Annotated in this window: 14 protein-coding genes; 9 read left to right on the top strand and 5 right to left on the bottom strand. The window is 52.1% G+C overall.

Annotated features, from left to right (window positions below; all coding sequences use genetic code 11):
• Positions 1 to 312: 312 nt before the first annotated feature.
• The 3 genes from msrA to G394_RS0106605 form a co-directional block, all read right to left on the bottom strand.
• Positions 313 to 906, bottom strand: coding sequence for a peptide-methionine (S)-S-oxide reductase MsrA (msrA, locus tag G394_RS0106615; protein ID WP_028576986.1), 594 nt, complete (start codon positions 904 to 906; stop codon positions 313 to 315).
• Positions 907 to 945: 39 nt separating this feature from the next.
• Positions 946 to 1218: a hypothetical protein gene (locus tag G394_RS0106610; RefSeq protein WP_156902493.1), complete on the bottom strand. Its 273-nt coding sequence runs from the start codon at positions 1216 to 1218 to the stop codon at positions 946 to 948.
• A gap of 238 nt (positions 1219 to 1456) precedes the next feature.
• Positions 1457 to 2797 (bottom strand): sigma-54-dependent transcriptional regulator, encoded by a 1341-nt coding sequence (locus G394_RS0106605; RefSeq protein WP_028576984.1) that lies wholly within the window; start codon positions 2795 to 2797, stop codon positions 1457 to 1459.
• A gap of 323 nt (positions 2798 to 3120) precedes the next feature.
• Between G394_RS0106605 and G394_RS0106600 the strand changes: the two genes are divergently transcribed.
• The 8 genes from G394_RS0106600 (at position 3121) to G394_RS21135 (ending at position 11587) form a co-directional block, all read left to right on the top strand.
• The gene (locus tag G394_RS0106600; RefSeq protein WP_028576983.1) at positions 3121 to 3309 is read left to right on the top strand and encodes a hypothetical protein; all 189 of its coding nucleotides are present in this window, start codon (positions 3121 to 3123) and stop codon (positions 3307 to 3309) included.
• A gap of 501 nt (positions 3310 to 3810) precedes the next feature.
• Positions 3811 to 4485, top strand: a complete 675-nt coding sequence (locus G394_RS0106590; protein ID WP_028576982.1) for a PilW family protein — start codon at positions 3811 to 3813, stop codon at positions 4483 to 4485.
• A 400-nt stretch (positions 4486 to 4885) separates the two neighbouring features.
• Entirely contained in the window at positions 4886 to 5365 is a 480-nt protein-coding gene (locus tag G394_RS20700) for a GspH/FimT family pseudopilin (RefSeq protein WP_156902489.1), read from the top strand.
• Between the two features lie 24 nt (positions 5366 to 5389).
• Positions 5390 to 5977, top strand: a complete 588-nt coding sequence (locus G394_RS20695) for a PilW family protein (RefSeq protein WP_084435400.1) — start codon at positions 5390 to 5392, stop codon at positions 5975 to 5977.
• A 9-nt stretch (positions 5978 to 5986) separates the two neighbouring features.
• Positions 5987 to 6388, top strand: coding sequence for a type IV pilus modification PilV family protein (locus G394_RS20690; protein ID WP_084435398.1), 402 nt, complete (start codon positions 5987 to 5989; stop codon positions 6386 to 6388).
• Positions 6342 to 6887: a pilus assembly PilX family protein gene (locus tag G394_RS21140; protein ID WP_169725537.1), complete on the top strand. Its 546-nt coding sequence runs from the start codon at positions 6342 to 6344 to the stop codon at positions 6885 to 6887. The genes G394_RS20690 and G394_RS21140 overlap by 47 nt, the downstream gene beginning before the upstream one ends.
• Positions 6888 to 6975: 88 nt before the next feature.
• Complete coding sequence (locus tag G394_RS20685) at positions 6976 to 11019, top strand: pilus assembly protein (RefSeq protein WP_084435408.1); 4044 nt, start codon at positions 6976 to 6978, stop codon at positions 11017 to 11019.
• Between the two features lie 280 nt (positions 11020 to 11299).
• Entirely contained in the window at positions 11300 to 11587 is a 288-nt protein-coding gene (locus tag G394_RS21135) for a hypothetical protein (RefSeq protein ID WP_156902485.1), read from the top strand.
• On the opposite strand, the gene G394_RS18265 is transcribed toward G394_RS21135, so the two are convergent.
• Both G394_RS18265 and G394_RS0106570 read right to left on the bottom strand, forming a co-directional pair.
• A complete protein-coding gene (locus G394_RS18265) occupies positions 11568 to 12398 on the bottom strand; it encodes a histidinol-phosphatase (protein ID WP_051307006.1) in 831 nt (276 codons plus the stop codon). The two genes, G394_RS21135 and G394_RS18265, sit on opposite strands and share 20 nt — an antisense overlap.
• Positions 12398 to 13786, bottom strand: coding sequence for an aminopeptidase P family protein (locus tag G394_RS0106570; RefSeq protein ID WP_028576981.1), 1389 nt, complete (start codon positions 13784 to 13786; stop codon positions 12398 to 12400). The genes G394_RS18265 and G394_RS0106570 overlap by 1 nt, the downstream gene beginning before the upstream one ends.
• 192 nt (positions 13787 to 13978) lie before the next feature.
• Here G394_RS0106570 and G394_RS0106565 point away from each other — a divergent pair, with 192 nt between their 5' ends.
• Positions 13979 to 14617 carry a thiamine diphosphokinase gene (locus G394_RS0106565; protein WP_028576980.1) on the top strand — a complete coding sequence of 213 codons (639 nt, stop codon included), beginning with the start codon at positions 13979 to 13981 and terminating at the stop codon, positions 14615 to 14617.
• Positions 14618 to 14896: the final 279 nt, after the last annotated feature.

Genomic DNA, 14896 nt, shown 5'->3' with positions numbered 1-14896 from the left:
CCGGATTGCGCCTCCACGGGCTTATGAGTCGCGAAAGGTCGACCCTGGACCCGCTCAACCAGGATGGATCGTTGCGAAAGCCAGTCATTGCGAGGAGTCTTCGACGAAGCAATCCAGATATTCCGATGGGTAAAGGCGGACGAGGCAGGGATCGCCACGGCGAAGGCGCCTCGCGATGACACGGGAGGGACAATGCGCCCTCCTCGAAGCATTGAGGGGACAAGAACCCCAACTCACATCATTATATATAGGTCGGCCCGGCTTCCGCTCGTTGCGGAAACCGGGCCCTTTCATTTTCTCGCACCGGAAGCGTCATCCCTTGCCCCCGGCTTCCGCGCCCCAGATCTGCCGGAGGCGCTGGTCACGGCCGCAGCCCTGCCGGTAGAAATGGTACCGCAGGGGATTCTTCGTGTAATAATCCTGATGATATTCCTCGGCGGGGTAGAATTCTGCCCGGGGCAGAATCTCCGTGGCGATGCGCATCCCTTTTTCCTTTTCCAGCTGCGCCTTTTGCCTGCGCGCCTCGGCCTCCTCCCCGGCGTCGGCGAAAAAAATCGCCGAGCGGTACTGCGGACCGCGGTCACAGAACTGACCGCCGCCGTCAGTGGGATCGATGTTGCGCCAGAACACGGACAGCAGCTTTTCAAAGGTGACTTTGGCGGGGTCGTAGACCACGCGCATGGCCTCCATATGCCCCGTGGTTCCCGCAGACACCTGCTCGTATGTAGGGTTCTGCACGGTCCCGCCCGTATAGCCGGACTCGGTTTCAATGACACCAGGCAATCCGTCAAAAGGGCCTTCGAGGCACCAGAAACACCCGCCGGCAAAGACAGCGCTCTTGTATTCCGCAGCCATGACTCCTCCAGCGCTCAGGCAGAGCATGAGCATGATGGTCAGTATTCGCATAGGTTCCTCCCTCGAGGCAGGGGCCTCGGACGGCCCCTCCTACCAGGCCACCCAAACGGGGTACGCGCCGGGTTTCTGTTCCGCGCCGAGATGCCACCGCTCATCGCCGCCTTCCTCCACGAGGTGGGCGTACTTCAGGGCGATGGAATTGGGCGCCCCTTCGAAAAACCCGTACCCGCCGAACAGGTCCAGGGCCTCTTGGGCCTCGGGGTATTCCAGGGCCGAAACGTAACAGTACTTGCGTCCGTCCCGCTCCTCGCAATGAGGCTCGAAATAGCGCATGAAATGTTTCAGAGTCTGCATGTTTTTCATGATCATCCCTCCAATCGAGTTGTCATTTGGTAATCATTCCGAAGAAGATGACAATGATTGGAGACGACGACCAATTTGAACGCAGGGGAGGCGCGAACCGGGAAGCCCCGAACAAGCCGTCACCCCGTTGAAGAAGAACAAGTGCTTCTGTAAACCACTGAGGAGACATGAATTTTCGCCTTCGTGGGAATGACGTGCGGGCTCGCTCGGGACTACGTGCCGCGATGTCCGGGCAAGGCTAACTTGCCCTTCTGCCCGTCTCGATGCCAAATTTCTTGATCTTGTAATGCATGGTGCGGCGGCTGATGCCGAGCAGGTCGGCGGCGTCCTTGACCACCCAGTTGCTTTTCTCCAGGGCGCTGACGATGACCTGCCGTTCGCTGTCCTCAAGGGAGAGCACGTTGCCGGGCAGCGGGAGGTCCAGGTCGGTTTCCTCGAACTGCATGTCCTCCATGCGGATGACGCCGTCCGAGGACAGGATGACGGCCGCCTCGAGCATGTTCCGAAGTTCGCGGACATTGCCGGGCCAGGCATAGTCGAGCATGGCCTCGGCCACCTCGGGGTCGAGTTTGCGGACGCGCCCGTCCTCGGCGAACATCTGCAGGAAGCGTTCGGCCAGGATGGGAATGTCGGGTTTACGCTCGCGCAGCGGGGGCACCTGGATGGCGATTACCTTCAGGCGGTAGTAGAGGTCCTCGCGAAATTCCCCGCGCCGGACCAGTTCGGCCAGGTCCGCGTTGGTGGCGGCGATGACCCGGCAGTTGACGGGCGTCTCGGACACGTCGCCCACGCGGCGGATGCGGCGCTCCTGCAGGAAGCGCAGAAGCCGCAGCTGCATCTCCGAGGAGATGTTGCCGATCTCGTCAAGGAAAAGGGTCCCGCCGTGAGCCTCGGCCACGAGTCCCTTCTTGTCCTTGAAAGCGTTGGTGAAGGCGCCCTTGGCATGCCCGAAGAGCTCGCTTTCGAGCAGGGTGGACGGCGTGGAGCCGCAGTCCACCACAACGAACGGCCCGTACGCGCGCTGGCTCAGACGGTGCAGGAGGCCCGCGATCTTCTCCTTGCCCGTGCCGGATTCGCCAAGCAGGAGGATCGTGGCTTCCGTCGGTGCGACGCGTTCGATGAGCTTGCACAAGCGCTGCATGGCCGGACTCTTCCCGCCCCACAGCTCCTCGGCAAGCAGCCCGCGCCCCCCGATCCAGGCACGGGTGTCCCGGACCGCGAGGATGGACGCGATCTTGCCGAGCAACTCCCGACCGTCGAAGGGTTTGAGCAGATAGTCCACGGCCCCGGCCTTGATGGCCTCCACAGCCTCGGGCACGGTGCCGTACCCGGTCAACAGCACGACAGGCAGCCCGGGCCAGCGCCGCACGCACTCCCAAAGCAGCTCGCGCCCGCTCATGCCGGGCATCTTGTCGTCGGACACGACGAGGTCCACATCCCCATTCTCAAGCCTGAGCAGAGCCTCCTCGCCGTCGCCCGCAAAGACCGTCCTGTACCCGACAGAAGCCAGCAGATCCTGCAGGACCTGGCGAACGCCCTCGTCGTCATCGACGACCAGGATGGTCCGCTCCCGGTTCACGCCATCTCCAAAACAAGTCGGCAAAACACGAGGGGCGTCGGTGCGCAGGGGATGCACGGGTGTCCCGGCCCTTGCCGCCGTCCATGGCCCAGGGACGTCCGCGCGCAGAGGATGCAGGGCGTGAAAATATGTAGTCGCATTCCGCTCATGAGACGTGGATATATGAAAATCCATGAAGACTCAAACAGGGCATCATACCCACAGCGCGCAGCATATCATCAGCACCCATACGAAGAAAGCACCCGGCGGCCCCACCCGGACCATGTTGTCAGCGTGCTCCCCCGCGGCTATAGTCCGTACAGAAGAAACCAAGGAGGTCTCCCATGACGAACGAACAGGAAAAGCCCCTGTCCATATCAGGCGACACGACGAAGAAGCTTTCCGGCCGCAAGTGCAAGGAACTCAACGGCCAAACGGCCGCGATGCTCGAAGAGGGCGAGGTCAAGGCCATCACCGGCGACAAGGACGAATGGTGGTGTCCCAACCCGGACTGCGCGATCGTGGACAAATAGGGCCGAAAGAGCCCACGCATTTTCGGTTCGGCCGGGCTCCATGCCCGGCCATTTTTTTTCTGGCCCCTTGTTCACGGCTCCTGTCCGCCATCTTTTCAGGCACCGACAATCCTGTCCGCGCCAGCGTCAGCCTCTTGAAGAAAGGGAATCCCGTTCCCTGGTTGAATGCCTCGGCGGCTAAGCGTGAGGGACATCGTTCACTGAGCCCCACCACACTTCGTCGCCTTGCCGGTCATTTCCAGCTCAGTGCAGCAATCCATCCTTGCCTTCGAGGCAGCTCAGCTCGATGGCGCCATAAGAAAACGTCTCAAAGACTACGCATGCCCTCCCCCAAAGAACGGGTACCTGCGCACCGTTGCTCCCAGTTCAAAGGCAACCTCAATATACCGCCTTCCACCTTCATAACACGCGAAAACTCAACATCGTACGCATTTCCCTCTTCAGACCGGTCCTCTATCCTCTGCGGGATTTCCATCACCGACCTATCCTGCGGAGTGCTACGTGCAAACAACATTACGACCCCAATCCGGCATGACCCTTATCGAAATCCTCGTGGTGACGGCCATCGCAGGGGTCATGACAGCGGCAATTGCCACGCTTTTCCAGTTTCACCACCGCATGGCCATGAAGCAGGAGGAAACCACCCTCATGCAGCAGGAACTGCTCGCGGCAACCAGCCAGATCGCGGAGGAACTGCGCATGTGCGGTTACTCTCCCACCGGAGCCCCTGGGTTCGGCTTCAAAAATTTGCCGGAAAAGGGAAAACCGGACTACGGTAGAGCGACCAACCAAACGGCAATCTATTGCACGCTGGACTACATGGGCGACGGCAAGGTCGATGAAAGCGGCAGCGGCAGCCTTTGGGACCACGCAGGATTCAGACTGAATGTCCTCAACACCGGCGCACCCAAATCCGAACCCGACAACGTCCTCAGAAAATACGACACCGGTGCCGTGCACTGGCAGCCGCTATGCACGAACATCGGAGAACTTCGTTTCGCCTATTTTGACAACAAGGGCGAATCCATAGAGGACCCAGAACAGAACACCGATAAAATCTGCATTGTTGAGATCAAAATAACAGCTATCCCCTCTTCAAATCGCGCAAATCTGGGTATTGGAAACCGAACCATGGCTACGCGGGTAACATGCCGAAATCTTACGTGCGGCCGATAAGCCGCGTCCGAGACCACCACCAACGAAGATAATATACCCGCTCGCATTTAGCTAATCCGTGACTGCGCAGATTGACTGCGCAGAATATGTCAAATTTGAACAAAAAATGTCATCATCCAAGGTCGTGCGTACCCAACGACGGCCGATCGTTCAAAGCAACATCCTGCGAAGTCAGAAAGTTTGAGATAATGAAAGAGACACCGTGATTGGCTCAATTCTTGTTATATAATTCTGTTACGCACAAATATTGAGGTCGGGCATGCTGAGTCAGAACTTGACCACGCTACTGAAGCAAAAAGTACTCACTCCCCCCGGTGCCCCCCCTTTTTTACCTACGAAAAGGCTTGTGTACCTTGCTTAACTTGATATAGGATAATAACTAGGAAAAATACGACATCCCTTGTCCACCCTGATCATCAAAGAAAGCGTCATGATCACAAAAAAAAACACCCCGGCGACATCACAGGGTTTCAGTCTGGTCGAATTGCTCGTCATCGTGGCGATAATTGCCATCCTTGCAGGCTTGTCTGGCTTGGCGCTGATGAAATGGATTCCTCAAGCCAATCTGAAGCGGGCGGCGAGAACAATCGTGAGCATGTGCCAAGATGCGCGCATCGAGGCCATCAAGAGGAATCAGCCTGTCAGCCTGAACTGCACACAAAACGAAAATTCGTGTATCGTCAGACTAGATGATGGAACGATATACAGACAATTCAATCTTTCGTCCCTGCAAAGCAACGTTCATCTCACAGGATCCCTTATTACCACGTTTAACAGCCGTGGCAGAGCATCAGTTGCTGACTCACTACCAATCAAAAACAACGCCGAAAAGACACTGACAATAACCGTCCGATCCTCAGGCAGCATCGTGACAAATTAGTAATAAGCTTAAGGAGATTGAAGCATGCCTGAAAGAAACAAAGAACACGGCATGACCTTGGTGGAAATCCTAGTGGGCTTAGTCATGATGGGTATTATTGTGACGGGCATCTATAATCTTTTTCGCGTGCATAACCTTATGGCTGCCAAGCAGGAAGAGACAACAATGATGCAGCAAGAGCTTCTTACTGCGCTAGTCGACATGTCGGAAGAACTTAGAATGTGTGGCTTTAAACCGATGGGAATAGGAAATTTCGGATTTAATGCGACAGCTACAAATCAAACTTCCATATACTGCACACGCGGAATGTCATTAAACAACAACTCAACAAATATTATTGCATACACAAGAAACAGCACAAACCACCTTCTTGTATACATGACAGACGATGACACATGGGTTGAGGCAGCATCAAATATCAGCGATTTGCGCTTCGCATATTATGATGCAAACAGTGTCGAAATCTCCAATCCAACAAGCGGAAATGTTGACAAAATACGCATGGTCGAAATTAATGCAACAGCGACACCATCCCCTGCCAGAGCAGCACTAGGGATTAGTAATAGAAATATGCATACTCGCGTTTGGCTACGCAACATGGGGCTAGACTGAGGAAAGCGAATGAAACACCACAATGAATCCAAGATCAATGGCTTTACGCTAGTCGAAGTACTAATCGCTTCAGCAATACTAGCTGTCGGACTACTCGCTGTATCAACAATGATTGCAAAATCAACGATACAAGACAGCAGATCTTACTACATGACAAAAGCAAGCATGCTTGCTGAAGAATTTTTTGAACAAGAATCCTATAAACAATACACAACAAAATTTGGCAACCTCACTGATACCACAAAAAGCATAATCATAGACGGAATATCATACGAAAGAAACTGCAATGTCAACAATGCAACTCCAGTTGAATTTTGCAAAGAAATGACGTGCTCAATCACGTGGAACAATAAAGGGGTAGTAGGTGAAACAGAATATGTATATGATTTTTGTAGATACACGCAAGAATAGAATGAAACAAGAAAAAGGATCAGCACTTATCATAGCAGTAATTGTCCTAACTATATTAGGGATACTTGGGCTTGCTGCACTTGATATTGCCGACTTGAATCTTTTTATGGCGGCAAACGACAGAGAATCTAAAGCCTCCTTTTTTAGAGCGGATTCAGGGGCGAATATCGGCAGAGAATTCATAATGAAGGCTTTTGACGAAGGCAATTCAACATTCTATGAAAGCAATGCAAATGAATGGCAAAACGCCACATTTAACGCCACTGAACCAGGGCTTTTAAAATATCATATTTACAATGACCAAGCCACATATATCAAAGCAGGACTTTTAGAAATTAACGCCAAAGGAACTGGATTGATCATTGGGGCTGGGTATGAAGGCTTCGGCAAAGGATTAGCCCATGGGGCAGAGTTCCATTACCTTATTCGATCGCACAGAACTGGTGCGCGAAATAGTGAAGCCGAAGTCGATCTTGGCTTTAGAGATGTTGATAACTAAATCAATATTGCAGACTTTATATAACGCTAAGTGATGACTACGACCGACAAAAGAGTATTGCAAGCACACATGACCCAGGAGTGAAGGCATGAAAAGCAAAATCAATTATATTAAACACATTTTCTTACTGCTTACAATAATATCTACATCTACTCCAACGCTTGCATATAAAGCTACTGATTTCAACTGGAGACCACCGTTTACTAGCACCAGCGACAAGCCGTCTGTAACAATTATCTTTGATAATTCTCGCAAGATGAACAGGCCAGCCTATGCGAATATCAGTCTCGCAGGCGGCCCTAAAGAAACAATCGGCGAAATGTATAACTCTAAAAAAGAATACTATGGTTACTTTAATTCAAATTTATATTATAAATATAATAATTCAACAAATCCACAGCACTTTTATGCTGTCGATGAGCCTGACACGGAAACATTTTATGGAAATTTTTTAAACTGGGCAACAATGCATAAGCTTGATGTAGCTAAAAAAATACTAACCGGCGGACTCTACGAAAATGGTTACTATAAAGTTATGCCGAGCACAATCGATACGTCTCAAGACTCATATTGGACAATTTATATCGATTACTTACTTGGATCGACAGACTTAGACGGAAACATTCATAGCCCAATACCCGCGACATACCCCAGCAAAGACCTAGAACTTTTTCAATTAAGAGACACCACTAATTTAAGAATACGTTACAAATCAGGCGGAAAGGACATTGATAGTCTTTATAATTTATACATAAAATCGTCGACGCCCAAAGAGGGCGTCCTCCATAAATTTGAAACTAAGGCAAATTTTGCACTGTTTTGGTTTGTAGATTTAAAAACAGGGAACCCTGGAAATGAACATGCTGGTGGCGAGTTAAAAGTCCCAATGTCCTCTTCTAGCACTCCAGATATCATCGAGACAATAGACGAACTCGTTCCAACCTCAACATCGACAACACTTGGCGAAACATTATTGAGTGTAGCTGGGTACATAAATAATAACCACTATCCAGATCTTGTCTTTCCTGATGGCGATATGCCTGTTGGAACATACTATCCAAGCAGCGATCCATTTTTACCGACTTGGTGCACACAGCAAAATGTGATTATTATCACCGGCGGAGAAAGTACTCACGACAATATCTCACCTTCAAAAACATTCGATTATCCTTCAAAATCGAATCCGTATCCGGTTCTGAAAAATGTTGACCCTTACATTCCTCAGTTTTTTGAAAATGGAGGCTCAACTGACATCATAACCGCTTCATATTTTGTTCATACCCAAGACCTAAGACCAGACTTAGGCGGTCTACAATCTATAAATATTTTTACAGTTTTTGCTTTTGGAAAATCAAGCTCGCTGTTAAAGCACGCTTCAATATGGGGAGGCTTCCAGGACAAGGATGGCACGTATAGCCCCGCACGCCCATCACCAGACTTACTGGCGGAGGGAAAACTTGGATACGATAAAATTCCATACTCTGACGAATACAATACAGATGGTTATGTAGGAACCATCCCATCCAATGCCACAAAAAACGAGGTTAATCCCGACAACTACTTCGAAGCGGAAACTGGCGCAGATTTAGAAAAAGCTATCACCGAGGCATTTGAAGCTGCCACACGAGCAATTATGTCCGGAACAGCTGCAGCTGTAACCTCACAAACTCGCAGCGGAGAAGGCGCAGTATATCAAGCCCTATTTTTTCCACCTTCAAACGCTACATCATTCGCCCCCCCTTGGACGGGCCAAGTACACGCGCTACTTGTAGACACTGAGGGCAAAATGCATGAGGATACGCCTGATGCAAATAACATTCAAAACGGGATACTTGATGATTCTGACAAGTATATCGAATATAACGGCACGGATGTCTATAGATACTCAAAAGGTGACGCCACTAAACAAACTATATCTACACAAGATATCAATTTTTTATGGTCTTCGTCTCCTTGGCTTAACTCAATTAGCAATTCTACAATCACAAAAAACAGACAATACAACAATTATTTGGCTGGAGACAAAACTAGACACATAATTACATTCGCAGATGCAAACAATAACATGATTGCGGACACGAATGAACAACAAGAATTTGCGTGGAATAGTTCGCAGAGCATAAAAAATAAATCTCATTTTTCTAGTTATTTAACTTTGTTCGAATCAGATTCTGGCAAGCTTGGCTACCCGACTGACAACTCTTTGCGAGACGATGACGACGTCATGCCTATTTTGGCTCAACGACAAATCAATTTCATCCGAGGACAGGATCAGCCAGAAAAATCCTTTGTTATAAACAGCAAAACCGTTCCTGATCCTATGCGGTCTCGCACTCTTGGCAATGGCACGACTTGGCGACTAGGAGATATTGTTTATTCTTCACCCACAATAGTTGGAACACCAACTGAAAATTACCATATACTCTATCGCGACAGCACATATCGCGATTTCTACAATTATTACAAAAATAGGCGTCAAGTTGTTTACGTTGGCGCAAATGACGGAATGATACATGCTTTTAACGGAGGATTTTATAAATCAAAAAGCGAAGGATTTTCACTGTCGCATAATGGAACACAAACAACTTTTCCACTTGGAATGGAACTTTGGTCATATATTCCTTACAATCTTTTACCACATCTAAAGTGGTTAACAGATCCGGACTATGGTGGAAAATTACATGTCCCTTACATGGATTTAAAACCTAAAATATTCGATGCTCGGGTATTTAGTGCAACAAGTTCATCCGGAATATATCATCCGCAAGGTTGGGGAACCCTACTAGTCGCTGGAATGCGTTTCGGTGGCGGGATGATACAATCAGACCCACTTAAAAACGGATCCGACATCAGAACAATGACATCTGCATACGTCATCCTTGACATAACGGACCCGGAACAACCACCCAAGGTTTTAGCAGAGCTAACAATGCCGAACCAAGGGTTTACGACATGCTATCCAACCGTGCTGCCTATGGCCACGGCAAACACAATGGATCCTTCAAATTCCACAAACCAATGGTATCTTGTTTTTGGTTCTGGCCCGGCAGATGAAAATGGAGACGCAACCACCATACCTAATGACTATCGAAATCCAGCAATTAGCAAGCAAAATGGCCATCTATATGTTATAGACTTAAAAGAACTCGTAGCAGGAAAGGTCTACTCTTTAGACGAGAACAACAATAAGGCGAAAACCGCAGGCGCTCATATTTTTAAAACAACAGAATCTTTATCTTTTATTGGCGATCCGGTTTCAACAGATTTAGACTATGGCAGCTATAACACTCAAAAAGAATTTAAAACAGACTTTGTTTATTACGGCACAATCAGCGGAAATGAGACAAATCCAGCAGGAACATTAAGAAGAATCACTACATATAACAATCAAACTACTTCTTCATGGGACGATGCTGTTGTAATAGACGTAGCGAAGCCAGTCTACGCTGCACCCAACATATCTATTGATGAAACAGACCAGCTCTGGGTCTATTTTGGAGCTGGCCGATTTTTTAATCGCGGCGACATTCCTCAAACCCAGCACATGTCTTTCTATGGAGTCAAGGATCCTGTCTACAACGGCACGTTAGTCCAAAATACACCTAGCCCTGTCATAACTAGCGAACTTTACGACAGCACGCACGTTACACTCAACGGTGACGACTGCCCCTCAGGTTCATATGACAGAAAGTGCGTGAAAGTTTATAAATCTGGCCAACTGATCGGAGACTGGGATACATTTATTACAGAAATATCTCCATATAAAGGCTGGCGAAATGATTTCATTCCTAATTGGGAGCGCGTATTAGGACAATCTGCTGTTTTTGGAGGAGCTGTTGTTTTCACATCGTACACTCCTGACGATGATATCTGCATCCCAGAAGGAACTAGCAACCTTTACGCTCTTTATTACAAAACAGGCACATCATACTATCTCCCCATACTTAATGGAAAATTTGACAAATATATTTCACTTGAAAAAGGGTTAGCAATTACGCCAAGCATTCATGTTGGCGAAGATGGCTCAACTGCATATGTGCAAACTAGCACTGGAGCTATTTTAACTTTTAAAATCGAAACACCAATTAAAGTAAACCCAGGAGTGTTATTTTGGAGAAAAAATTTAAATTAAAAATATAATTATCAATAACGAAGTGCATATACAATTTCATTTCTCAATATTACATATGCACTTCGTTTATTTAAGTGAACGTACTACTTCATTCTTCAAACACACCATGCAAAGGCAAATAATTTATAGTCTCACGCCTCGCGCTACTCCCAAAACTCGACTTTTTGGTGCCGCCCTTACTTGGTCAATTGCGGGCTTGTTTCTGACAGGAAAAGGATTGTGGTTTTCACACCAGTGCTCATGGGCGTTCATACTGAACTCGATACTGGCAGGAACTGCTTTGGGATTCTTAAAGAGCCGGTTTGTTTTTGACAAAGTCGCATCCAAAATCGTAACTCATAACGACAATAAGCCCGAACGAACCTGTCTGGGTGGTCTGTTTTCTCTCAAAAACTGGGCGCTGATTATTGTGATGGTCTGTTTCGGCCGCATCATCGGGACTCTTCCCGTCGACGACTTGCTCAAGACTGGAATCTACGTCATGGTTGGCAGCGGGCTGGCCTTTTCCAGCCGACTCATGTGGTCGGCCTGGAAAAAACCGGTTACGCCTAAACTTCGCAGGATTTGATAGACATCTCCCCAACACCGAAGAGCAGAGCATCAACTCTTTCAAATCCGAAACCGACCTCACAGTGACCATGGGCGTCGTCCCCGTAGGCGAAACAAATTCCCATCCCCGACGCCGCTTGCAAAATGGAGCCACATACATACGGCTCGGCCTGCCCCTTCAGGAGCGCCCGTGCATTCATGTCCATCACAGCTCCAATCTCCCTCACGTATACCAGATTGCGCATAATTCGTCGCCAGACTTCCGGCTTTGCCAATGTGTCCGGGTAATTCGGATCGTGGAGCCTGATAAGGTCGAGGTGCCCTACCAGCTCCGGCTTGATCGTCTGCATCATGGTCAACTGGGAATCAAAGTAGGCCAGATACATGGGCTCAAGCCCTCCTAACCTGTCTGCTGTGTCAGCATAAGCCTCTTTCGAAAAATCGAAACACTGCCCACCTACGTGGTGGACCGAGCCAACCACGTAATCCAACTCATGCTCGCGCCGCAGCCTTGCCACCCATTCCCCGCACCCCGGATACCACTCGCTCTCCATCCCCACCAAAATCCGCATGCGCCCGGCGTATTCCCGCTCCAGCCGCCTGGCCTCGGCCACATATCGCCCGAATCGCTCCTGCATCCATACCGCCGTCCTGCCCAACTCAACCTCGTCGGGATAGAGCCACGCATCGCTCAGCGGTGGCATATGCTCCGTAAGCCCCACGCATTCAAACCCCGCGGCGTGGTAGGCCGCGACGATTTCCGCCAGGGTGTCTCGGGCGTGGTCGCAGAACTGGCCGCTGTGGCCGCCGTGGAGGCTGATCCGCTGCATCACTGCGCCATGCGGTCTTCGAGTTCCGCCACCGTCTTCGGGATGGTGGCACTGAGGACATCGACGCCGGTCTCCGTGACCAGCACGTCGTCCTCGATGCGGATGCCTCCAAAGTCCAGATATGGTTCCAGGGCGTCGTAGTCGATGAATTCCGTTTGCCGACCCTGTTCGCGCCACAGGCGGATCAGATCGGGGATGAAGTAGATGCCCGGTTCCACAGTCACGACGAAACCCGGCCGCAGCCTGCGGGCCATGCGCAGGCCGGACAGGCCGAATTGGCCGCTGCGGCGGAATTCCTGGTCATAGCCCACGTTGTCCTCGCCCAGGCTCTCCATGTCGTGCACGTCGAGGCCTAGCATGTGACCCAGGCCGTGCGGGCAGAAGAGTGCGTGGGCTCCGGCGGCCACGACGACTTCCGGTTTGCCGCGCATGAGACCGAGGGCCGAAAGGCCCTCGACCATGACTTTGGCCGCCGCCAGATGGCAGTCCAGGAAGGGGATGCCCGGGGCCATGCTGGCGATGCCCACTGCCTGGGCGTGCAGCACGATTTCGTAGATGTCGCGCTGCCACGGCGTAAACGCACCGCCCACGGGCAGGGTGCGCGTGATGTCCGAGGCGTATCCCCGCGGCGAGCAGACCCCGGAATCCACAAGCAGCAGGTCCCCCTGACGCAAAATCTGGTCATGGGTGTGATTGTGCAGGACCTCTCCCCGCCGGGAGAGGATCATGGGAAAGGCCTCCCGGCTGCCCCGCGACAGGATCAGGCCCTGCAGACGTCCGTAGAGTTCCATCTCCGACACGCCGGGACGGCAGCAGGCCATGAGTTCGGCATACATGTCCGCCGAAACCGCCACGGCTCGGCGGATTTCCTCGACCTCCGTCTCGTCCTTCAGGCTGCGCAATTCCACCATGGCCTCGATGAGCCGTTGCGAGAACCCGGCCTCGATTTCACCTGGAGTTCTGCCGAGAAATCTCGCCAGCCGCAGCACGCCGTCGCCCTGGTACGGCGGAAGATAGTGCACCTCGCGGCCATTGCCCATAGCCTTACGGCAAAGCTCCTGCACGCCGACCGCGCTTCCGTGCCGGGCAACCCCGGCCCTTTCCGCCAACTCACCCAGGGACGGCGCAGGGCCGCTCCAGATGGTGTGCATGAGGTCCGGCTCGGGCCCGCACAGCACCTCCTCACCGCTCTCGCAGTCGAGCCACAGGCACAGGCTTGGCGTATCCAGGCCGGTGAAATACAAAAAGGAGCCGTCCTGGCGGAAGGGGTATTCATTGGCCTTGTAATTCATGCCCAGCAGGTCGTTGCCGGGGAGCACAATGACGCCCGTCCCGACGGAGCGCATCGCTTGCGCACGCCTCGCCGCATATATCGTCGCATCGAACATTGAAGCCTCCGTGATGGGATCATGGCCGCCGGGCCGGACCTTTTTTATGCCCGTCGACCGGTCGGGGAAGCCGATTCGAACTAAGGCCAGGCCGAGCTCCTTGCCTTGGGCAACCGGCGTGATTACTCTGTGAAACGTATCGGGATGCCCCCGAAACAGCAAGATTTCCCCACTTCACACCAAGGACGTTCCATGCACTGGGTTCTCCTGGCCAACGGCCCTCTTGACCTCACCCACAACATCCGCACCCTGATCGCCACGGCCGACCGCGTCGTCGGCGTGGACGGGGGCAGCCGCCACCTTGCGCCGCTGTCCATCATCCCCCACCTGGCCGTAGGGGACATGGACTCCATTCCGGAAGACCTCCTCGCCAGCTACCGGGACGCAGGGGTCGAGATGGACCTCCACCCGCCGAAAAAGGACGCCACGGACCTAGAGCTGGCCCTGGAGCTGGCCCTGGAGCGCGGCGCGACGCGCATCTCCATCCTGGGCGGAACCGGCGGGCGCCTGGACCATACCCTGGGCAACCTCTTCCTGCTGTCGCGTTGCCTGCCCGTCGGCATACCGGCCTGCGTCATGGACGAGGGCCAGTGCGTGCACCTCACGGACCAGCCCCTGACCCTGAACGGAAGCGTCGGCGACACCCTGTCCCTGCTCCCGGCTACGGCCGAAGTCCACGGCGTGACGCTCTCCGGCCTGGAATACCCGCTCCGTGACGCCACCCTGACCTTCGGCACCAGTTGGGGCATGAGCAACATCTTCACCGAAACCACCGCCACCGTGACCCTGCGCTCGGGGCGGCTCTTCGTTTTTCACCTTTACAGACCCTGACAGGCCGCCCAAAAAGTTGTGTGAGTCACGCTCAGCAAATTTTCCACGGCATGAGGGGTAACCTCAAGCCGTTTGCGACCGAGAATCGGCCCGCCAAAACTCATCCAAGGTCGCGAACGCACAAAGCATACAGATCCGACAGTTGCCGCTCCAACTCCCCTCCTGCCAAGGAGGGGTGCCCGAAGGGCGGGGTGGTTGCCTCTTGCTCTGACCTGACCCGTCGGTTCAGGGGGAATACCCCCTCCCCCTTCGGGTACTCCCCCTTGGCAGGGGGAGAAT

The organism is Desulfomicrobium escambiense DSM 10707, from assembly GCF_000428825.1.
In the GTDB taxonomy this organism is placed as follows: domain Bacteria; phylum Desulfobacterota; class Desulfovibrionia; order Desulfovibrionales; family Desulfomicrobiaceae; genus Desulfomicrobium; species Desulfomicrobium escambiense.
This window is presented reverse-complemented; position numbering and strand designations above follow the sequence as displayed.